The sequence below is a fragment of the Vibrio profundum genome (assembly GCF_050337555.1).
In the GTDB taxonomy this organism is placed as follows: domain Bacteria; phylum Pseudomonadota; class Gammaproteobacteria; order Enterobacterales; family Vibrionaceae; genus Vibrio; species Vibrio profundum.
Genome location: NZ_JAKJTA010000007.1, coordinates 189262 through 209480, shown reverse-complemented (window position 1 = coordinate 209480; position 20219 = coordinate 189262). Strand labels below are relative to the sequence as shown.

17 protein-coding genes are annotated in these 20219 nt (G+C 47.3%); 8 read left to right on the top strand and 9 right to left on the bottom strand.

From position 1 onward, the window contains the following. Nucleotides 1–12 precede the first annotated feature (12 nt). The 4 genes from rsmC to hemL form a co-directional block, all read right to left on the bottom strand. Nucleotides 13–1035, bottom strand: a complete 1023-nt coding sequence (gene rsmC, locus L4C34_RS08485; RefSeq protein WP_428788906.1) for a 16S rRNA (guanine(1207)-N(2))-methyltransferase RsmC — start codon at nt 1033–1035, stop codon at nt 13–15. A 67-nt stretch (nt 1036–1102) separates the two neighbouring features. Beyond that, a complete protein-coding gene (locus L4C34_RS08480; protein WP_428788905.1) occupies nt 1103–2188 on the bottom strand; it encodes an AI-2E family transporter in 1086 nt (361 codons plus the stop codon). Nucleotides 2189–2256: 68 nt separating this feature from the next. Beyond that, a complete protein-coding gene (locus L4C34_RS08475) occupies nt 2257–2439 on the bottom strand; it encodes a hypothetical protein (protein WP_428788904.1) in 183 nt (60 codons plus the stop codon). 46 nt (nt 2440–2485) lie between these two features. Further along, nucleotides 2486–3778 (bottom strand): glutamate-1-semialdehyde 2,1-aminomutase, encoded by a 1293-nt coding sequence (hemL, locus tag L4C34_RS08470; protein WP_428788903.1) that lies wholly within the window; start codon nt 3776–3778, stop codon nt 2486–2488. 283 nt (nt 3779–4061) lie between these two features. On the opposite strand from hemL, the gene erpA reads away from it, so the two are divergent. From erpA to L4C34_RS08455, 3 genes are all read left to right on the top strand, one after another. Beyond that, entirely contained in the window at nt 4062–4403 is a 342-nt protein-coding gene (gene erpA, locus L4C34_RS08465) for an iron-sulfur cluster insertion protein ErpA (protein ID WP_428788902.1), read from the top strand. Between the two features lie 87 nt (nt 4404–4490). Further along, complete coding sequence (locus L4C34_RS08460) at nt 4491–5594, top strand: efflux RND transporter periplasmic adaptor subunit (RefSeq protein WP_428788901.1); 1104 nt, start codon at nt 4491–4493, stop codon at nt 5592–5594. Between the two features lie 13 nt (nt 5595–5607). Beyond that, complete coding sequence (locus L4C34_RS08455; protein WP_428788900.1) at nt 5608–8757, top strand: efflux RND transporter permease subunit; 3150 nt, start codon at nt 5608–5610, stop codon at nt 8755–8757. A 106-nt stretch (nt 8758–8863) separates the two neighbouring features. On the opposite strand, the gene shyC is transcribed toward L4C34_RS08455, so the two are convergent. Continuing rightward, entirely contained in the window at nt 8864–10162 is a 1299-nt protein-coding gene (shyC, locus tag L4C34_RS08450) for a peptidoglycan DD-endopeptidase ShyC (protein WP_428788965.1), read from the bottom strand. 130 nt (nt 10163–10292) lie between these two features. On the opposite strand from shyC, the gene tyrS reads away from it, so the two are divergent. Then, on the top strand, nt 10293–11480 hold the full coding sequence (gene tyrS, locus L4C34_RS08445) for a tyrosine--tRNA ligase (protein WP_428788899.1): 1188 nt from the start codon (nt 10293–10295) through the stop codon (nt 11478–11480). 45 nt (nt 11481–11525) lie between these two features. Here tyrS and L4C34_RS08440 read toward each other — a convergent pair whose 3' ends face one another. The 3 genes from L4C34_RS08440 to L4C34_RS08430 form a co-directional block, all read right to left on the bottom strand. Beyond that, nucleotides 11526–11993 (bottom strand): YbaN family protein, encoded by a 468-nt coding sequence (locus L4C34_RS08440; RefSeq protein WP_428788898.1) that lies wholly within the window; start codon nt 11991–11993, stop codon nt 11526–11528. Between the two features lie 100 nt (nt 11994–12093). Next, the gene (gene dacB, locus L4C34_RS08435; protein WP_428788897.1) at nt 12094–13632 is read right to left on the bottom strand and encodes a serine-type D-Ala-D-Ala carboxypeptidase; all 1539 of its coding nucleotides are present in this window, start codon (nt 13630–13632) and stop codon (nt 12094–12096) included. A 101-nt stretch (nt 13633–13733) separates the two neighbouring features. Then, complete coding sequence (locus L4C34_RS08430) at nt 13734–14852, bottom strand: porin (RefSeq protein ID WP_428788896.1); 1119 nt, start codon at nt 14850–14852, stop codon at nt 13734–13736. A gap of 640 nt (nt 14853–15492) precedes the next feature. Between L4C34_RS08430 and greA the strand changes: the two genes are divergently transcribed. After that, on the top strand, nt 15493–15966 hold the full coding sequence (gene greA / locus L4C34_RS08425) for a transcription elongation factor GreA (protein ID WP_428788895.1): 474 nt from the start codon (nt 15493–15495) through the stop codon (nt 15964–15966). Nucleotides 15967–16146: 180 nt separating this feature from the next. Here the strand turns inward: greA and yhbY are convergent, their stop codons facing one another. Next, nucleotides 16147–16443, bottom strand: coding sequence for a ribosome assembly RNA-binding protein YhbY (gene yhbY / locus L4C34_RS08420; protein WP_428788894.1), 297 nt, complete (start codon nt 16441–16443; stop codon nt 16147–16149). 113 nt (nt 16444–16556) lie between these two features. Here yhbY and rlmE point away from each other — a divergent pair, with 113 nt between their 5' ends. The 3 genes from rlmE (at nt 16557) to folP (ending at nt 20199) form a co-directional block, all read left to right on the top strand. Further along, entirely contained in the window at nt 16557–17186 is a 630-nt protein-coding gene (gene rlmE / locus L4C34_RS08415) for a 23S rRNA (uridine(2552)-2'-O)-methyltransferase RlmE (protein ID WP_428788893.1), read from the top strand. Nucleotides 17187–17294: 108 nt separating this feature from the next. Next, the gene (gene ftsH, locus L4C34_RS08410; protein WP_428788892.1) at nt 17295–19283 is read left to right on the top strand and encodes an ATP-dependent zinc metalloprotease FtsH; all 1989 of its coding nucleotides are present in this window, start codon (nt 17295–17297) and stop codon (nt 19281–19283) included. A gap of 85 nt (nt 19284–19368) precedes the next feature. Next, nucleotides 19369–20199, top strand: a complete 831-nt coding sequence (folP, locus tag L4C34_RS08405) for a dihydropteroate synthase (protein ID WP_428788891.1) — start codon at nt 19369–19371, stop codon at nt 20197–20199. The last annotated feature ends 20 nt before the right edge of the window (nt 20200–20219 follow it).

Genomic DNA, 20219 nt, shown 5'->3' with positions numbered 1-20219 from the left:
AAAAGTGAGCTATCATGCTTTGGCTTGGTAGATGGCAAACTTGCTGGTTTTGCTTGGGGTTTGGCACTGGCCAAAAGCCTGTTCGATAATTGGCGGGTATTTCAAAAAACTGTTGGCAACGATATAAAGCTCGCCCCCAGCCTTTAAATACTGAGGTGCACCAGCCAGTAATGTTTCTGTCGCGCTATAGCTAGTATCCAACCCTGAATGAAACGGCGGGTTGCTAATTATATAGTTTAAGCCCGTTGGAATATCGGAGTAGACATCAGATGGGACAACTTGCGCGGACAAGCCATTTGCCGCTAAGGTTTGTTTACTGGACTCAATGGCCAGTGCGCTTACATCGCACATTGTGAGCTCAATGCCCGGGTTCAAACTTACCATCACTGCTCCAATCACGCCGGCACCGCAGCCGAAGTCGAGCACTTTACCTTTGAGTTTGGGTAAGTTGTCTAGTAGCAATTGGCTCCCAATATCAAACTCACCGTGGCTAAATACGCCCGGAAGGCTTTTAACGGTAATCGTGATATCGTTATATTGCACAGAATAGGTTTTGAACCAATCGCTAAGAGAAAACGGCGCAGAAGTTTCACTGCACAGGCCCCAGTAAAATGAGCAGCGACGAGCGGAATCGTATTTTTTGATTTGGCCGTATGGCGCGAACATTTTCTCAATGCTTTTAACGCCCGAACGATTTTCTCCCACCACAACGATTTCAGTACCCGGCCCCAATTTTGCCATCAGCATGGCGAGTAGAAATTGCGCCTCGGCTTTGGCTTTGGGCCAGTACAACAACACTAAATCGGCTTTGCTTTGTGCATCGAATTCAGCGGCAAAGTGACTCGTGACTGAGCTGTTGCTGTTTAGCTGCCGATGGTAGCCATAATGGGTGGTAAAAACGCTGACCGATTGGCAGTGTTTGGCCAACTCAATTGGGAACATGTCTTCCGCTTCACCAGCCACAAGCACGTGTTTATCGGCAAAGTATTCGAGTTGACGTTGAGCGATTTGGCTAGGGGCGGTGTAGGCTGACATATTTGGGCGCATCGTTGCTGAAAAAAGAGGCGTGATTCTCGCACAATCACGCCTGTTGCGCTATACCCTATCGATTGTTCTGATCATCAAGAAAATGGGAAAACTCTTCTTCATACATTTTGAAAATCACCATAGTAATAGCAAAAATCAATGGCCCGTAAATAAGGCCAATCAGGCCAAAGAATTGCAGGCCACCAAGCAAAGAGAAGAAGATCATAATGGTGTTCATTCCTGCGCTGCCTTGCATCAGGTATGGACGCAGTAAATTATCAATAGAACCAACGACGGCCAAACTCCAAACCATTAAGAAAATCGCCCAGCCCGTATCACCTGTGACGTATAAGTAAATTGACGCAGGGATCCAGATTAACGCGGTGCCAGCCACTGGCACAAAAGAAGCAAACGCCAGCATGGTGCCCCAAAAAAGGCCCGGATAACCGGCCATCCACATACCGAAGCCCCCTGCAACGCCTTGCGCTAAGGCGGTGAGAAATGATCCCATTACGGCAGACTTGGAAACGTTTTCGATTTCATCGAGCAGCTTATCTTCTTGAGATCGCGATAAAGGAAGAATATGGCGAATTGCATTGATCACTTGCTCGTGATCTCTCAGCAAAAAGAACAGCACAAATAACATCAGCAAGAAATTAACTAAAAAGCTGGTGGCATCGCCTAACACTTTAGCGCTCATCCCGACAATGTGGGTGCCAAAAGAGGTCGCGAATTGAGCGACTTTCTGTGCAAGTTCTTGCGGTGCAATATTCACTGTGGGTAAGTATTGATTGACCAGAGACAGTACCTTACCCACCAAAGGGTGACTGATCATGGTATTTAAGCCGCCATGTGAACCCCATTGGTAGAGATTTTGCGAAAATATGGCCCCTTGATTGGCGATAGAGCTGAACACGAGCACTAAAGGTAACACTATGATGAAGGTCAGTATGGTGCAGCTAAGAAGAGACGCAATATTTGGATGCTTAGGTAGTTTTGTTTCTATCCAGCCGTGTATCGGTGATATCAGTAGTGAAATAATGAATGCCATTACAATGGCGTTGATATAGGGCTGAACCAACAGGTAGCACGCGAAGGCAGTGGCCAAAAGCGCAATGATAATGACCCATTGAGTGGGAGACATAGTGAGTCTTCTTGGCATTTTACGGAGCCTTGTAGTGAAGTAACTTAAATATATAATGACTGCTAAACAAAGCGTTATCAAACGACTTATTTATATCGATAGGGAGCAGGCGATGGGGTGCTGCAGTCAGAAGGAGTCTTGTTGCAATAAGCGGGGAAGTACACCGCGATCGCTAGGTAGAAAATATTGGCGATGGATACCCCTAGTTTGCTTGGCAATACTGGTTGGCATCTATTGGCACTCACTTTTTGAAATAGAGCTTCCGGCATCAAAAAGGGCTGCGAGGCAGCCCTTTGAACTGAACAATACTGAGGCTTAGCTTTCAGAAGCTAAGAGAGCAAAGCAGTGATCAGCGGCTTCTAAAGTCGCCGCAATCTCTTTTGAACTGTGTGCAAGTGAGGTAAAGCTTGCTTCAAATGCTGATGGCGCTAAATACACACCGTGTTGCAGCATTAGATGGAAGAAACGTTTAAATTGTTCCACATCGCATTTTGCTACGTCTTCATAGCAAGACACTTTCTCTTGGTCAGTAAAGAAGAAACCAAACATCCCGCCCACTTGGTGAACAAGCAGTGGAATGCCGTGCTTATCAGCCAGTGACTTAAACCCATCAGACAGTTGCTTAGTTTTCGCCGCTAAGCGTTTGTGATTGCCTTCTTCCTTTAGCACGTTTAGGCAAGCGTAACCCGCTGCCATTGCTACTGGATTACCAGATAAAGTACCAGCCTGATACACAGGACCCGTTGGCGCAATATACTGCATGACGTCTTTACGACCACCAAACGCGCCGACAGGCATGCCTCCACCAATTACTTTACCTAGTGTGGTTAGGTCTGGTTTGATGTTGTAGTGCTGCTGTGCGCCGCCAAGAGCGACGCGGAATCCAGTCATGACCTCGTCAAAGATCAATAGTGCACCGTGTTGATCGCAAATCTCACGCAATCCTTCATGGAAGCCGTTTAGCGCTGGAATGCAGTTCATGTTACCCGCAACAGGCTCAACGATAATACAGGCGATTTGACCGTCATTAGCCACAAACAGTTCACGCACAGAGTCGAGATCGTTGAAGCGAGCGGTTAAGGTGTGCTTCGCAAAGTCTTCAGGTACACCTGGAGAGCTAGGCTGACCCAGTGTTAGTGCCCCTGAGCCAGCTTTGACTAATAAGCTGTCAGCATGGCCGTGATAGCAACCTTCGAACTTGATGATTTTGTCACGGTTGGTGTAGCCACGAGCTAAGCGAATGGCGCTCATGGTCGCTTCAGTACCTGAGCTGACCATGCGTACTTGTTCCATTGATGGCACAAGCTCTGACACCAATTCTGCCATGTTGATTTCTAGTTCGGTAGGCGCGCCAAAACTTAAACCGCGCTGAGCGGCATCGATAACCGCTTCACGAATGACAGCGTGGTTGTGGCCGAGAATCATTGGTCCCCATGACCCAACGTAGTCAATATACGCTTTACCATCGGCATCAAAAATCAATGGCCCATCAGCACGCTCGACAAAGATAGGTGCGCCGCCGACGCCATTAAAAGCACGTACGGGCGAGTTAACGCCGCCTGGAATAGTTTTCTGTGCTTTTTGATACAGTTCAGATGATTTGGTCATGGAATTATCCTCTGTTGATTGCTCGGACCAAGTGACGGGCATTGTACCCCTGTTACTAGTAACCCAAAAATGTTTTGTGCATGAATGAACGGATTTTTCTGCCCTGAAGACAAATAACTCAGCAGCGAAAAAGATCTTGCCCAATACTTGAGAGAGTCGATTAGTTGTGGTGAATACTTGAACGAAACACTCAGGTATTAGATAATCAGGCCATTCAGATACAGCTAATCCTCCCTTCCGGCCTATTTAAAGTGAAGGGAACACACGAGTGAGAGAGGTCGTCGTGAGTGAAATAAATGTGCCCCTGTCGTTTTCAGACGCAGCAGCAACACGAGTTAAAACCCTGATCGCGGAAGAAGAAAATCCAGCGTTGATGTTAAGGGTGTATATCACAGGAGGCGGTTGCAGTGGCTTCCAATACGGCTTTACTTTTGATGAAAAAACCAATGAAGGCGACAGCACAATTGTAAACAGTGGAGTGACCTTAGTGGTTGACCCAATGAGCTTGCAATATCTCATGGGTGGCAAAGTGGACTATACCGAAGGCTTAGAAGGCGCGCGTTTCTTTGTCGACAACCCAAATGCGACCACGACTTGTGGCTGCGGGGCGTCATTTAGCGTTTAGCCCCACATTGCTCGAGCTTCCACCTAAAGGATGTAGGTGGAGCTGAATGCGATAATTGTTTCGCATCAGCCTTGAAAAGGGATTTTTATGCCAATATCGCATTTCGCACGCAAGCTGTCTTCACGCCCTTGGTTAGTGTCCATTCTGATTGTGTTTGCGTTGGCGATTTGGCTTAGTTTGGGCGAGGTGAACTCGCAGCAAGCCCCATCACCCCCTCCTGCTTCTGTCGTGCCTCTTGCTAAAGTGGCTTACCAAACTTTTCATTCCCAACCGACCCAGAATAGCGTTGAATTATATGGCCGAACTGCGCCAGATAAGCACGCGAATATCGCCGCGCAATACGCTGGACAAATAGTCTCACTCGCCGTACGTAAAGGTGATGCGGTGCAAGACAAACAGCTACTCGCCAAGATCGATACTGGGGACTTGAGTATTCAATTGGCGCAAGCCAAAGCGATGCGCAAGGTGAAAGAACAAGAGTTTCGAGCAGCTAAGTCGTTAAAAAAGCGTGGCCTACAAGGTGAAGTGGCCTTTTTTACCGCTGAAGCGGAGCTAGTCCAAGCGAAAGCTAATGTGCAAAATGCGCTGAAAAACCTCTCTAATACTAAAGTCACCGCTGCATTCAACGGCATTGTCGACAATCTGCATATTGAGCTTGGCGATTATGTCTCGGTGGGCGATCCTATTGCGCACTTGATTGACATTGAAAAGCTGGTGATTGAAGCGGATGTGAGTGAAAGGCAGGTGCAAGCGCTGAAAGTCGGGCAAGTCGCAAAGCTCCTCTTTGTTGATGGCCGCCGCGCGGAAGGCTCGGTGCGATATGTTGCTAAGGTTGCTTCCCCAGCGACCAATACTTTTCCCGTGGAAGTTGAAGTCGATAACCCCAAACAAGCGATCCCCGCAGGGGTGAGTGTGGAAGTAGCGTTGGTGCTTCCTGCTATTCCGGCCATCAAAATCACGCCTGCCATGCTAGCGCTGGATGAAGCCGGCAACCTAGGCGTAAAAACCCTGCAAGGTAGCCGAGTTCAATTTGTACCGATCCAGTTGGTTAAAGCCAGCCAAGATGGTGTCTGGCTTTCTGGGCTCGGTGAGAACGTACAAATTATTACGGTAGGGCAAGGGTTTGTTCGTGATGGCGATGAAGTCACGGCGATAGAAGATCAAGGTTCGGCTGGCAAGTCGGCAAAGTAGCCAGAGGAAAAGTATGTACTCACTTATTGACGCAGCTTTATCTCGCACACGCACTATGCTGACCTTGCTGGTGTTTATTCTCGTTGCAGGTATTGCGACTTACATTACCATCCCGAAAGAATCTAGTCCCGACGTTACCATTCCGATTATTTACGTTTCGCTTACTCACCAAGGCATTTCCCCCAGTGATGCCGAGCGTTTGTTAGTGCGCCCTGTTGAGCAGGAACTGCGTTCTATTGAAGGGGTGAAAGAGATGACCGCCAGTGCGGCCGAAGGCCACGCTTCAGTGACGTTAGAATTTAGCGTTGGGGTCAACCTCGATGAAGCGATGGCCGATGTCCGTGATGCGGTTGATTTAGCCAAACCAAAACTCCCTGCCGATACAGAAGAGCCATCAGTAAACGAAATCACACTGGCTTCGGTAGAGCCCGTCCTATCTGTTGTGCTCTATGGCACAGTACCTGAACGTTCGATAGTTAAAATAGCCCGCAAGCTGCGTGATAAATTAGAGAGCTATCGCCAAGTTTTGGAAGTTGATATCGCGGGCGATCGAGAAGATATTCTCGAAGTTCTGGTCGAACCGCTCAAGATGGAAAGTTACGGTTTAGATCAAAGTGATATCTACAATCTGATTTCGCTCAACAACCGAGTGGTGGCCGCGGGCTTTATTGATACGGGCCATGGCCGATTTTCTGTGAAAGTCCCTTCGGTGTTTGATTCACTGACCGATTTACTGGAGCTGCCCGTTAAAATGGATGGCAAGCAAGTGGTGTCGTTTCGTGATGTGGCCAGCGTGCGGCGCTCTTTTCGCGATGCGAATAGCTTTGCGCGTATGGACGGTAAGCCCGCTATCGTTCTAGATGTGAAAAAGCGTGCGGGTGAAAACATTATAGAAACCGTCGATTTGGTGAAACAAGTTTTGGCCGCTGCCCAGCAGCGAGAGGATTGGCCGAACAACTTGTTGGTCAAATACACTTGGGATCAATCGAAAGACGTCAAAATCATGCTCAATGACCTACAAAATAACATTTTGTCAGCGGTCATTTTGGTGGTGATTGTGATCATTGCGATATTGGGCATGCGTACAGCATTGTTGGTTGGTGTGTCTATACCGGGATCGTTTTTGACTGGGCTTTTGGTGTTGTCGGTCTTCGGTCTTACGGTAAATATAGTGGTGCTGTTTGCGTTGATTATGGCTGTCGGTATGTTAGTGGACGGAGCGATTGTCGTCACCGAGTTTGCCGATCGGCGCATGCAGGAAGGAGTGGAACGCACGCAAGCTTATCGTGACGCCGCCAAACGCATGTCGTGGCCGATTACCGCCTCAACAGCGACGACATTGGCCGCATTTGCGCCGCTGATGTTTTGGCCAGATATTACGGGTGAGTTCATGAAGTACTTGCCGCTGACGCTGATTGCGACCTTGTCAGCATCTTTGATGATGGCGCTGCTGTTTATCCCTGTTTTGGGTAGCATGATTGGACGGCCTCAGCAGGTAAGCGCTGCCAATAGGGAAAGAGTGATTGCCTTGCATGAGGGTGATTTCTCTAAAGCGCAGGGACTGAGTAAGTTCTATTTCCGAGTCTTATCATTTGCGGTGACGCATCCATGGAAAATCTTATTGAGTGCTATCATTTTGGCGGTGTTGGTTGGTGTGGGTTACGTGAAGGCGGGGTTGGGCGCGGAGTTTTTCCCTGAAGTTGATCCACCGTATTTTACCATTAAGGTACGCTCGCACGGCGATCTGTCGATTCAAGAAAAAGATGCCATTATGAGTCAGATTGAAAATATGGTGCTGCATCACAAAGAGTTCGACAGCGTGTATACCAAAACCGGTGGTGATGATGGCATTGGTCAAATTCAAATTACGCCAGTGGATTGGCAGTATCGACGCCGAATTAAAGCCATCATCGAAGAGTTAAAGCAAAGCATCGATCAATTTGCTGGGGTGGAAATTGAGTATAAATTCCCTGACGCTGGGCCGCCTACCGAACATGATATTGAAATCGAGCTGACCTCTAGCCAAGTGAGTAATTTGGATGGCGCTGCGAAGCAAATCCGCCACTGGGCCGATGGTTATCCGGCGTTCACTAACTTGAGTGATACTTCAAACAAAGGCGGCATTGATTGGCAGGTGGATATTCGACGTGACGATGCTTCTCGTTTTCTTGCGGACGCAACGTTGGTGGGCAATACCGTGCAATTTGTCACCAACGGACTGCGTTTGGGAGATTATCTACCCGATGATGCGGATGAAGAAGTTGATATCTTGGTACGTTACCCAGAGCACAAACGCGATATTGGCCGTTTTGATCAGCTGCGAGTGAAAACTCCGGTAGGTTTAGTGCCGATCACTAACTTTTCTCATATCGTACCTAAACCTAAGCAAGACACCATTCAGCGCCGCGATGGCCAGCGAGTGATCAAAGTGGTGGCGGATATGAAAGATGGCTACAACCTTGCTTTGCAGCTACCAAAAATCAAACAAGCCTTGAGTGAGCTCGATTTGCCCGTCGGGGTGTCATATCTGCTGCGGGGACAAAATGAAGAGCAGCAAAACGCGTCGGCGTTTTTACAAAAAGCGTTTTTGATTGCACTGGCCGTGATGGCGCTGATTCTCATCACCCAATTCAATAGTTTCTATCAAGCGCTGTTGATCCTCAGCGCCGTTATTTTCTCGACGATCGGCGTATTTGCTGGCCTGCTTATTTTGCAAAAGCCGTTTGGCATCATTATGTCGGGGATCGGGGTGATCACCTTGGCTGGTATTGTGGTGAACAACAACATCGTTTTGATTGATACCTACAATCAATTGATCAAACGCGGCTTGGATAAACGCGATGCGATTCTTCGCACAGGCATGCAGCGTTTGCGTCCAGTGCTTTTAACCACCGTCACCACGATTTTAGGGTTGATGCCGATGGTGCTGGAGATGAATATTGATGTGATCAACCAGAAAATAGAATTTGGCGCACCGAGCACTCAATGGTGGTCACAATTGGCTTCGGCAGTGGCAGGGGGGCTTGCATTTGCCACCTTGCTGACCTTAGTGTTAACCCCTTGCTTACTGATGCTTGCACGTGATAAACGCAAGTCCGCTGAATCGGTAGACGAAGAAGATACTCAAGAAGAGGCGCCCGCCGATGTGGATCATCCGCAGTGAAGTAGTTGCAGTGGATAAGCAGCAGTAAATCTATACCTGAGGTAGGCCTTGTGAGAGCAAAGTAGAGCCGCTGCCTACCGCTAAAAAACGACTGTTTTAGACTATTTTATTGGTTACGTGAAAACAATAAATGACTGTATTGCTCTAGCTTATCTAAGCGCTGGCGCGCATTGGCGACGAAAGTGCGTTTCGCCTTGCCCGTTAAAGATTTTGATTGAGGCAATCGTACGGTTCTTGGGTTTTTGTGTACGCCATGCACCAAAAATTCATAGTGCAAGTGAGCGCCCGTTACGCGACCAGTGCTGCCGAGTGTGCCTATAGCTTGGCCCTGTTTGACTCTTTGCCCGGTGCGCACTTTACGCCGTTTTAAATGCAGATATTTGGTCACATAGGTATTGCTGTGTTTGATAAACACGTAATTACCGTTGTATTGGCTGTAGCCAGATTTGGTGACGACGCCATCACCAGCGGCCCAAATGGGGGTGCCCACAGGAGCGACATAATCGGTACCGCGATGGGCGCGGACTCTGCCTGTGACTGGGTGCAGACGACGAGGGTTGAAGTTTGAACTGACGCGACGAAAATCGACCGGAGATCGCAGGAAATCTTTGCGCATAGCGCGGCCATTTTCGTCGTAATAATGGCCAGTTTTATCATCAAAAATGGCTTTAAAGGCATCGCCTTGGTTGTTGAATTCGGCGGCGATGATTTTGCCGTGGCCGATGACCTCTCCTTCGACGACTTTCTCTTCATACAAAATTTTAAAGCTGTCGCCCTTACGAATGTCGAGAGCGAAATCGATATCCCAGCCAAAGATCCCAGCCAGCGCCATGATCTGGTTGCCAGTTAAGTCAGCATTGACGCCAGCACTCCAAAAGTTGGAATCAATATTCGCCTCGGCGTAATTGTATTGGTAGTGGAGCTGTTTTTTGTCTAAATCGGCAACAAATCCGTCTTCGCTGCGGGTGAGGCGAAAAGTCTCATAGGGGCTGAGCTGGCGCTTGAGCTGAACTAGTTGCTGTTGGTCGTCGAAGCCAAACTCTAAAATATCACCCGGCATTAAGCGCGATAGTTGTTTCTGGCTTTCTTTGCTGCTGGAGGTGAGCTGATAGAGCAATTTGGCCGATAAGCCAATTCGCTGGAAAAGCCGAGCGGCACTTTCGCCCGATTTGACTCGGTGCTGTTGCCACTGAACCATAGCCAATGGCGGTGTAGAAAGGGTGTGTTTACCGAAACTGGCAGTATCAATGGGCAGTGGGTAATTTTTGCCGACTTTATAGCGGCTGTCGGACGCTTTGGCTTTTTTGCTCTCTGGAACAAGAAGCATCGCCGCTACGATGATAGCGCTAAAAAGGCCAATCAGAATTCGGTGAACGGCGGGTAGCCGAGTAAAAATGGATAGCATCTTAGAAATAGTCGTTCGCACCACAATAAAAAATCCACTTATGTTCAGTCTAACTTGTTTCAAAATACATCGCTATTCAAGTAAGATATGCATCATCAAAATTTTGCCAAATCTGTGGGAGTGAACAAGAATGGCGAGCATTGAACATGCCTTGGCTGAGATCAAGCGCGGCGTAGAAGAGCTAATTCCAGAAGAAGAGTTGATTGCCAAGCTAAAAGAAGGCCGTCCACTGCGTATCAAATTGGGCGCGGATCCAACAGCACCAGATATTCATTTAGGTCACACCGTGATTCTAAACAAGTTGCGTGCGTTTCAAGAGCTAGGCCATGATGTCACATTCTTGATTGGCGACTTCACGGGTATGGTAGGCGACCCAACGGGCAAGAACACCACTCGTCCACCGCTAACACGTGAAGACGTACTGCGTAACGCTGAAACCTACAAGCAGCAAGTATTCAAGATCTTAGACCCAGCGAAGACTAAAATTCAGTTCAATTCTGAGTGGCTATCTGAGCTTGGCGCAGAAGGCATGCTTCGCCTAGCGGCTAACCAAACGGTTGCTCGCATGCTTGAGCGTGATGACTTTAAAAAGCGCTATGCAGGTGGCCAGCCGATTGCGATTCATGAGTTTATGTACCCGCTTCTGCAAGGTTACGACTCAGTGGCAATGGAAACGGACGTAGAGCTTGGCGGTACCGATCAGAAGTTTAATCTGCTGATGGGGCGTGAGCTGCAAAAATCTCACGGTCAAAAACCACAAGTCGTGCTAACGATGCCACTACTTGTTGGCTTAGACGGCGAGAAGAAAATGTCTAAGTCGGCGCACAACTACATTGGTGTAAGCGAAAGCCCAAGCGAAATGTTTGGTAAGATCATGTCGATCTCTGACGTTCTGATGTGGAACTACTACGAGCTATTGTCTTTCCGCCCAATGGAAGAGATTGAAGGCTTTAAAGCGGCGATCGCAGAAGGTAAGAACCCTCGTGATATCAAAGTACTTCTAGCGAAAGAAATCATCGCACGCTTCCACAGTAAAGCGGATGCCGAGGCAGCGGAGCAAGAGTTCGTGAACCGCTTTGCGAAGAATCAGATCCCTGAGGATATGCCAGAATTCACTTTTGAAGCAGGTTTACCAGTGAGTAACCTACTGAAAGAAGCAGCGCTATGTTCTTCAACGTCTGATGCGATGCGTATGGTAAAACAGGGCGCAGCTAAGATGGATGGTGAGAAAGTTGCGGATGCGAAATTTACACCAGAAGCGGGTACGTATGTATTCCAAGTTGGTAAACGTAAATTTGCTCGCATCACTTTGAGCTAACCGTTCTTAGTTAATTTGTTAAATTGACTGAGATAAAAAGCGCCATCAAGGCGCTTTTTTTGTATCTATCTGTTGGGTGCCTGCCTCGGTGGTCAGTTCCGGTTTATGGGTCTTATAGCGCAGAATAAACCAAGTTTCGAAAATCAGCAGACCAGCGATGGCGTATTGCCAGTGGGTGCCATAGGCGACGAAATAAAACACGCTGCCCATCGATAGCCAGATCATCACTAAAGATTGCACTTTCTCTTTTATCGTCAAGCCGCTGTTGTTTTTCAATCGACGAGCAAGTGGCCCTAAGCGTTTGTGGTTAAGCAGCCAATGTTGAAACTTAGGGGAGGCGCAGCCGAAGCAATACAGAGCGAGTAAAATAAAGGGCACAGTTGGGAGCAGCGGGACCGTGACACCAATCGAGCCTAGAATCACACAGGTCCAGCCGACGCAAATATACCCTTTGCGTTTAATGTATGCTTTGGTGAATTTACGTCGCTTTTGCTTGTTACTACAACCAACCATGTGATGCTCCAAGCTTGTATTGAAGAGTCTTTATTTTGCTCAATAAAGTATGGAATAGGTTACGCTCCGTGCGCAACCTTTTCACTTGTTGCCAAACCAACTATGGGCGCTGGATTGGATTCCCATTTTCTTCTGATTTTATCGGTTGGTGTGCGGTTTGAGTCGCGACCGTTTGGCTAAGATTCACCACATCTCGATAAAACAATTTCTCGAAACGAGTAATAGGAGCCTCAATCGGCTTTTCAGACTCGCTCTCTGGCACAAAGTAGTCGGTGATGTATTGCACAAACAGAGTTCTTGGCTGGCCGTGGGCATCGAGTCCAAATCCTGCCATATTGTGGCTACCGTATAATGTGCCACTCTTGGCAATGAGGTTGCCTTCAATCGGTGCTTTGCGCATGCTGCGGCGGTATTGCAGCGTGCCAGACTCACCCGAGACAGGCATCAGTTCAATCAATTTGAGTGTGGCATCGTGCTGCCAGATATAGCGCAGAATGGCCATCAGATCTTTCGGGTGAACTCTGTCATTACGTGATAGACCAGAGCCGTCTACCAGTTGATCGCGCTCTAAGTCGATCCCTGTGTGCATTTTGATGATCGCTTTTATTGCCTCGGTACCATTGGTAAAGCTACCCGCTTGATGAAAGTATCTCGCTCCTAAGGTTTTGGTGAGCGTATCTGCAATCAAGTTATCCGATTTTTTGAGCATCACATCGAGAAGTTCTGGCAATGGCTTTGAGTCGTGCTCGGCAATCACCGCGCCTTGGTGTGGAGGTACACCAACTCTAATTTGTCCGTCCAGCGTGATGCCTTGCTGCTGTAATAATCGAGATAAAACCCGTTGGGTATACAACGCAGGTTGCTGTATAGCGAAATTAAGTGGCATTACTCGTTCGCTTTTTACTAGGCAACCCGCAAGTCGATAGTGATTATTGTCCCCAGTGGTGAGTTCAAGATCGCAATGCAGCGCTTTTTTCTCTTCTTTAGAGACGGCGATGACCTGATTAACCACATGGATTGGCTGATGCTCGGGTACATAGAAGCGAGTCTGACGATGTTTGCCTGATTGAGGTGATGAGGTAGAGATCGATGCTTGAACGCAGTTGTGGTTCAGCACAATGCCCATCGCTGGCGCGCTATAACACACCCCTAAAATATCCCACGGCAAACCCACGGCGCTTTGGTAACCGGTAAAGACGCTGTTATCGAGCCAAATATCGCCGCGAATATGGCGGATGCCTTGTTGTTTCGCCTGTTTCAATAGCTCAGCTAAGTCACCGCTGGTGAGAGTCGGGTCGCCGGAAAAACGCAGCACTAAATCTTGGCCAGCTTGGCTAAGGGTCGTTTGAAAATGAAACTTATCTCCTAATTCCAGTTTGGCAGCCAAAGCAGTAACCAGTTTCAATGTGCTAGCTGGTGGGAAGAAATTACCATCTTGGCCCGAGCGCAGCAGCGTGGTGTCATCTTGCAAATCTTGCACGCGTAAATAGTGGCGTGCGCCTGTGGGTAGCTGTTTGCTAGGAGAATAGCTAGGTGTGTAGGCGAAGGTTAGGCTACTAGTCAGTAAGCTAACAAAACAGAAAACAGTAGAAATAAATGGCAAATGAAGTCGAGAAAAACGGCAGCGGGAAAACAGCATGGGCAACACGGCTAACTAAGAAAATGGAGAGCCAGTATAGCCAGATAAAAAAACGCCTGCTAGAGAGCAGGCGTCAATATCAGTTCAACTTATAATCGAAATTAGAAGTCGTAACGTAGACCTAGCATAGCTTGGTCAGAAGCTTCTGCTTTGGTGACTGTTGACGTAGCGCCAACAGAGCTATCACCTAGTGCGTCACCTTCGTCTAGTAGGTTGAAGTTGTAACCTAAGTAAGTACGGAAGTTTGAAGTAAAGGCATAAGCCGCTTCAACACCGATTAGGTTCATGGCATCTTGGTCGCCAACCTTCGCTTTGTTGTAAGTCGTGGTAAAGCTAGTTTTACCCATAGTGTAAGACGCTGCTAGCTCGTAGGCTTTGTATTCTTCGACGCCAGTGAAGTGGCTTTGGGCAACAAAGCTATCACTGCCTGCTTGCTCACCTGCTGTAGCACCTGTAGTAGGACCGTAGTTTAGGTCACCGTCAGTGTATAGGCCGCCAACGTAGACGTTACCGATGGTGTAACCAGTTGCAAGTGTGTATTTGTGTGACTTGTTTTGGTTCTCGTAGCCAGCACCTACTTTCACGCCAGTTGCGCCAATGTTGTATACGGCACTTGTAGAGTAACCGTCTGCATCGTTGCTAGCAGGAGTAGTACCAGATTGGTCAGCAAAACGGTAGTTAGCTTTGAATGTTAGATCTTTAAATGAGCCAGAGTAAGCTAGGTCGTTTGATGGGCGATCAGAAGCTTCTAGTTTCTGAGATACGTTACCACCAAAGCTCCACATGATATCGGTGAAGTCAGTAACTTGGCTAGCAGAACCGTTAGTTTTACCGTAAACCACTTGACCAAACTTGCCACCTAGACCTGCGTAAGCAAGACGTACAGTTTGAGTTGTTGAGTTGCTGTCTTGAACGCCATCGCTGTCGTTTGCAGTGTATTCTGTTTCGAAGTAACCAAGACCGTATAGTTTGTCATTGATTACAGAAGTGCCACCGAAACCTAGACGAGCACGAGAAGCGTCATTTGATTTGCCGTCAGTTGTTTTTAGGCGCGCTTCAATACGGCCTTTAACACTGATATTGTTGCCGTCTTGGTTGTACAGCGAAGTACCTGCTAGGTTGCTGTCATTTGCTTGTGCAGTTGCTAGAGTGTCTGCGTTCGCGCCAAATGCCGTTAGAGTAGCAGCAGAAACCGCTACAGCAATCAGAGTCTTTTTCATCTTATTAAATCCTAATTTATTGTCCATAAATTGATAGTTGTTTTTATATCCGAGCACTATCGAGTCAGTTGTATCACTGTTATGTCAATTGAGTCTCTGATGGAGCTCCCAATGAGTTCGATGTTCTCTAGCTATTGCACCAACAGCCGCCGCTTTTCAGTTAAGTTTCTGATAAAGCTACAATGTCAGTCAGAGCAATGACTGGGAATGTTTTACCGTTAAAGTTCAGTTGTTTGTTAGTAAAAAGATATAAAGCACTAGCTTGAGCTTGCTTGAGTGTGGGGTAAATTAATATCAAGCTTATGAAATATAATGGAAAATATTGCCTAGTGTGATCTTGGTTAAACTTTTATTTCTTTATGTTTTTTTATTTTGAACGCTGATTTAAACTTCTAAATGCTTGTTAATTTAGCTTGTTTTTTAGGCTTTTGCGGTGTGGTGGGGCAGGAGAGATTTGACCTAGAAAACGATTCCTTGTGCGCAGCAGCAAAACAAATGGAATTAAGATGATTTAGCGAGCAAGTTTGTTTACACTTAATCAAATGTTCTTTATTTCACTACCTAGCTGGCGGCCTAAGAGCCCTAAATAGCTGGGTAGATTTTTTTTGTCCAAAGATTGCTTTGGTGTAGAGGTTATAAAATGGAAAAGGTACCTATGACAGTGCGCGGCGAACAGCAGCTGCGCACCGAACTCGATAAACTACTTAAGCAGCGCCCATTGATTTCCAGTGCGATTGCTGAGGCGCGCGAGCTGGGTGACTTAAAAGAAAACGCAGAATACCATGCCGCTCGTGAAGAGCAGGGCATCTGTGAAGCGCAAATTCGCGATATCGAGTATAAGCTGTCTGTGGCTCAGGTGATTGATGTCACCAAAATCGATAATGCCGGTAAAGTTATCTTTGGCGCGACAGTCACTCTGATCGATTGCGATACCGATGAAGAAAAAACCTACCAAATCGTAGGTGAAGATGAAGCGGATATTAAAGCGGCGCGCATTTCAGTGAGCTCACCGATTGCTCGTGGTTTGATTGGCAAAATGGAAGGTGACGAAGTGATCATCTCTACGCCGGGCGGCGACAAAGATTTCGAGATTGATAAAGTGGTTTATCTCTAGTCACATGAAATGAGCGCTGAGGTTTTCCGCCGTGCTTGATTGTGTGAAATCAATTGGCGTAATGCTAGATTGTGTAAACCAATCTATGAAACGCAAAAAGGTCGCCTAGGCGACCTTTTTTAGTGCGTGCACTTTTGCGTAGTGCTTGTCTTTTCAGAATAATCGCTGCGAGGTAAGTGTTTACTTACGTGGTAGTTCAATTTTCTTCTGTTCAGACTGACGGAATAGTACTAATACTTTACCGATAGTTTGCACTTTTTCCGCTTCTGTTTCGCGTACGATAGCATCAATGATGAGCTGCTTAGTTTCACGATCTTCTGATGCAACTTTGATTTTGACCAGTTCGTGGTGGTTGAGCGCGATCTCAATTTCTGCGATCACGGCTTCAGTGAGTCCGTTGCCACCCATAAGCACAACCGGTTTTAGGTGGTGTGCTAGGCCTTTCAGGTGCTGCTTTTGTTTGGTACTTAGGTTCATTATGCGCCCAATTATTTTTACTTGAAGGGTTGAAAAGCGCTATTTTAACGCCATCTATCCCTGAAGACTATTAATTCTATACAGCTTTATTGGCAAAAGGTTCCAAGTCCGTAATGAGTAAACAAAAACATTCCGCCAGTTCAGGCCGTTGGCTGAAAGAACACTTCGATGATAAATATGTTAACGAGGCGAAAAAGAAAGGCTATCGCTCGCGTGCCATCTTTAAAATTGAAGAAATTCAAAGTAAAGACCAATTGCTAAAACCGGGAATGACAGTGGTTGATTTGGGCGCAGCACCTGGTGGTTGGTCGCAATACGCGGTGAACCAAGTCGGGGATGATGGCCAAGTGATTGCCTGTGATATTTTACCGATGGACTCGATTGCCGGCGTGGCCTTTTTGCAAGGTGATTTTCGTGAAGAATCCGTGCTTGAAGCATTATTAGAAAGAATTCAGCCGGATATGGTGGATGTGGTGATGTCGGACATGGCACCGAATATGGCGGGTAGCCCATCGGTCGACCAACCACGTGCGATGTATCTGGTTGAGCTAGCATTAGATATGTGTCGACAAGTTCTTGCACCTAATGGTAGTTTTGTGGTGAAAGTCTTCCAAGGCGAAGGTTTTGACCAATACGTAAAAGATGTACGTGATATGTTTAAAACAGTGAAGACTCGTAAACCAGATTCCTCAAGAGCACGTTCTCGCGAAGTGTATATTGTGGCAACAGGTTACAAAGGTTAACGATTTTCCTCTTAAACTCTGAGTTCTATAGTATAGCTACGGTTATGAAACTGTAGTACCCTACCTTTAATTACAATTAGTTATCAAGAGGCTGACACCTTGAGTGACATGGCAAAAAATTTAATTCTGTGGCTCGTAATTGCTGTAGTTTTGATGTCGGTGTTCCAGAGCTTTGGTCCTGGCAGCAACGACGGAAAAACGGTCGATTACACCACGTTTGTACACGAAGTTGGCCAAGGCCAGATCCAAGAAGCAACCTTCAAAGGTGAGCAGATCTCATTTACTCGCAGTGGCGGCACCAGTAAGTATGTCACCTACATGCCTGTATATGACCAAAAAATCTTGGATGATTTAATTAATCAAAACGTTAAAGTGAAAGGCACTCCGCCTGAAGAGCAAAGCTTGCTCAGCACTATCTTTATCTCTTGGTTCCCAATGATCTTACTGATCGGTGTATGGATTTTCTTCATGCGTCAGATGCAAGGCGGCGGTGGCAAAGGTGCCATGTCGTTTGGTAAGAGCAAAGCGCGCATGATGAGCGAAGAGCAAATCAAAACGACGTTTGCTGATGTCGCTGGCTGTGATGAAGCGAAAGAAGACGTAAAAGAATTGGTGGATTACTTGCGTGATCCGAGCCGCTTCCAGAAACTTGGCGGTAAGATTCCGACGGGCGTCTTGTTGGTTGGCCCACCGGGTACAGGTAAAACCTTATTGGCAAAAGCCATTGCGGGTGAAGCGAAAGTACCTTTCTTTACTATTTCAGGTTCAGATTTCGTAGAAATGTTCGTGGGTGTTGGTGCGTCTCGTGTCCGTGACATGTTCGAACAAGCGAAAAAAGCCTCACCTTGTATCATCTTTATTGATGAAATCGATGCCGTCGGTCGCCAACGTGGCGCCGGTGTTGGTGGTGGTCACGATGAACGTGAACAAACATTGAACCAAATGCTGGTTGAAATGGATGGCTTTGAAGGTAACGAAGGTATTATCGTTGTCGCTGCAACTAACCGTCCAGATGTTCTTGACCCAGCATTGCTTCGCCCAGGCCGTTTCGACCGCCAAGTCGTCGTTGGTCTTCCGGATGTTCGTGGTCGTGAGCAAATCTTGAAAGTTCACATGCGTAAAGTGCCGCTATCAGGTGATGTTGAACCATCATTGATTGCTCGTGGTACGCCAGGCTTCTCTGGTGCCGACCTTGCCAACTTAGTGAACGAGGCTGCGTTATTTGCCGCTCGCGGTAACAAGCGCAATGTTTCAATGGTTGAATTCGAATTGGCTAAAGACAAAATCATGATGGGTGCCGAGCGCCGTTCTATGGTGATGTCGGAAGATACCAAAGCGTCAACGGCTTATCACGAAGCGGGCCACGCTATTGTAGGTCGCCTAGTGCCAGAGCACGATCCTGTGTACAAGGTTTCAATCATTCCACGTGGCCGAGCTTTAGGTGTGACTATGTATCTACCTGAGCAAGACCGAGTCAGTATGTCTCGTCAGCACCTTGAATCTATGGTTTCGAGTCTTTATGGCGGACGTTTGGCGGAAGAGCTGATTTACGGAGCAGACAAAGTTTCAACAGGCGCATCGAATGATATCGAACGTGCCACTGATATTGCTCGTAAAATGGTCACTCAATGGGGCTTCTCGGAAAAACTGGGCCCGTTGCTTTACGCTGAAGAAGAAGGCGAAGTGTTCCTTGGTCGCAGTGTCACACAGACCAAACACATGTCAGATGATACGGCAAGGCTGATTGATACCGAGATTCGCACTATTATTGATCGCAACTATGTTCGCGCTAAGCAAATCCTAGAAGACAACATGGATATCATGCACGCGATGAAAGATGCGTTGATGAAGTACGAAACCATCGATGCGGGTCAAATTGATGACTTGATGGAACGTAAAACAGATATTCGTGAGCCTGCTGGTTGGGGCGATCAAGCGAATAACTCTTCTGACGACAAGCCAGATGCGAAGGAAAGTAAATCAGAGCCTGCTGTAGAAGCGGAGAAGAAACCGGCTGAAGCAACTGAAGCAGCGTCATCTGAAGCGCCTTCTGACGCTACACCAAGTGAAGCTTCTGAAAAGAAAGATAGTGACTAAGCGAATACGCTAGTTGCAAACCCCGGGTCTCGCTCGGGGTTTTTTGTTTTTGTGTCTATAAACGTGATGTATACTTTGTAGCTGTATGATTTTAAAAAGCAAAACTAAAAAATTAGATTTGAGCAAGCCGCAGGTGATGGGGATCTTGAACGTTACTCCTGATTCGTTTTCCGACGGCGGCCAATTCACTCAGCTTGAAAGTGCCTTGGCTCAAGCCGACGCCATGATAGCGTCAGGTGCCAGTATTATTGATGTGGGCGGAGAGTCCACTCGTCCCGGTGCACCCGATGTTTCGTTGGAAGATGAGCTAGAGCGAGTGATTCCAGCGATTCGTGCGATACGGGCCAAGCATCCGGTGTGGATCTCAGTCGACACCAGTAAAGCAGAAGTTATGAAGCAAGCGGTCGAAGCGGGGGCGGATATCATTAATGACGTACGTGCACTGCAAGAACCCGGCGCGTTAGAGGCCGCCGCACAAGCTGGCGTTCCCGTTTGTTTGATGCACATGCAAGGCCAGCCAAGAAGCATGCAGGCTCAGCCTCAATACCAAGATGTGTTATCTGAGATATCCGAGTTTCTTGATGAGCGTATTCAAGCCTGTGAACACGCGGGTATTGCCCAAGAACAGCTGATCCTAGATCCCGGTTTTGGCTTTGGTAAATCGCTTGAGCACAACTATCACCTACTCTCACATCTAGACAAACTGCATCGATTTAAGCTACCGCTGCTGGCGGGTATGTCGCGTAAAACGATGATATTCAAATTATTAGATAAAACTCCGAACGATGTTTTGTCGGGGAGCGTGGCTTGCGCCACAATTGCTGCGATGAAAGGTGCACAGATTATCCGAGTGCATGACGTCGCCGCTACGGTCGATGCGATGCGTATCGTCTCGTCCACACAAGCCAACGCATAATAGAAAAGAAAGGAAAAACA

Bases quoted from the DNA above. Each gene is read 5' to 3' on its own strand.
- rsmC (WP_428788906.1), bottom strand. From the start codon at position 1,035: ATGTCAGCCTACACCGCCCCTAGCCAAATCGCTCAACGTCAACTCGAA.
- L4C34_RS08480 (WP_428788905.1), bottom strand. From the start codon at position 2,188: ATGCCAAGAAGACTCACTATGTCTCCCACTCAATGGGTCATTATCATT.
- L4C34_RS08475 (WP_428788904.1), bottom strand. From the start codon at position 2,439: ATGCCGGAAGCTCTATTTCAAAAAGTGAGTGCCAATAGATGCCAACCA.
- hemL (WP_428788903.1), bottom strand. From the start codon at position 3,778: ATGACCAAATCATCTGAACTGTATCAAAAAGCACAGAAAACTATTCCA.
- L4C34_RS08460 (WP_428788901.1), top strand. From the start codon at position 4,491: ATGCCAATATCGCATTTCGCACGCAAGCTGTCTTCACGCCCTTGGTTA.
- L4C34_RS08455 (WP_428788900.1), top strand. From the start codon at position 5,608: ATGTACTCACTTATTGACGCAGCTTTATCTCGCACACGCACTATGCTG.
- shyC (WP_428788965.1), bottom strand. From the start codon at position 10,162: ATGCTATCCATTTTTACTCGGCTACCCGCCGTTCACCGAATTCTGATT.
- tyrS (WP_428788899.1), top strand. From the start codon at position 10,293: ATGGCGAGCATTGAACATGCCTTGGCTGAGATCAAGCGCGGCGTAGAA.
- L4C34_RS08440 (WP_428788898.1), bottom strand. From the start codon at position 11,993: ATGGTTGGTTGTAGTAACAAGCAAAAGCGACGTAAATTCACCAAAGCA.
- dacB (WP_428788897.1), bottom strand. From the start codon at position 13,632: ATGCTGTTTTCCCGCTGCCGTTTTTCTCGACTTCATTTGCCATTTATT.
- L4C34_RS08430 (WP_428788896.1), bottom strand. From the start codon at position 14,852: ATGAAAAAGACTCTGATTGCTGTAGCGGTTTCTGCTGCTACTCTAACG.
- greA (WP_428788895.1), top strand. From the start codon at position 15,493: ATGGAAAAGGTACCTATGACAGTGCGCGGCGAACAGCAGCTGCGCACC.
- yhbY (WP_428788894.1), bottom strand. From the start codon at position 16,443: ATGAACCTAAGTACCAAACAAAAGCAGCACCTGAAAGGCCTAGCACAC.
- rlmE (WP_428788893.1), top strand. From the start codon at position 16,557: ATGAGTAAACAAAAACATTCCGCCAGTTCAGGCCGTTGGCTGAAAGAA.
- ftsH (WP_428788892.1), top strand. From the start codon at position 17,295: ATGGCAAAAAATTTAATTCTGTGGCTCGTAATTGCTGTAGTTTTGATG.
- folP (WP_428788891.1), top strand. From the start codon at position 19,369: ATGATTTTAAAAAGCAAAACTAAAAAATTAGATTTGAGCAAGCCGCAG.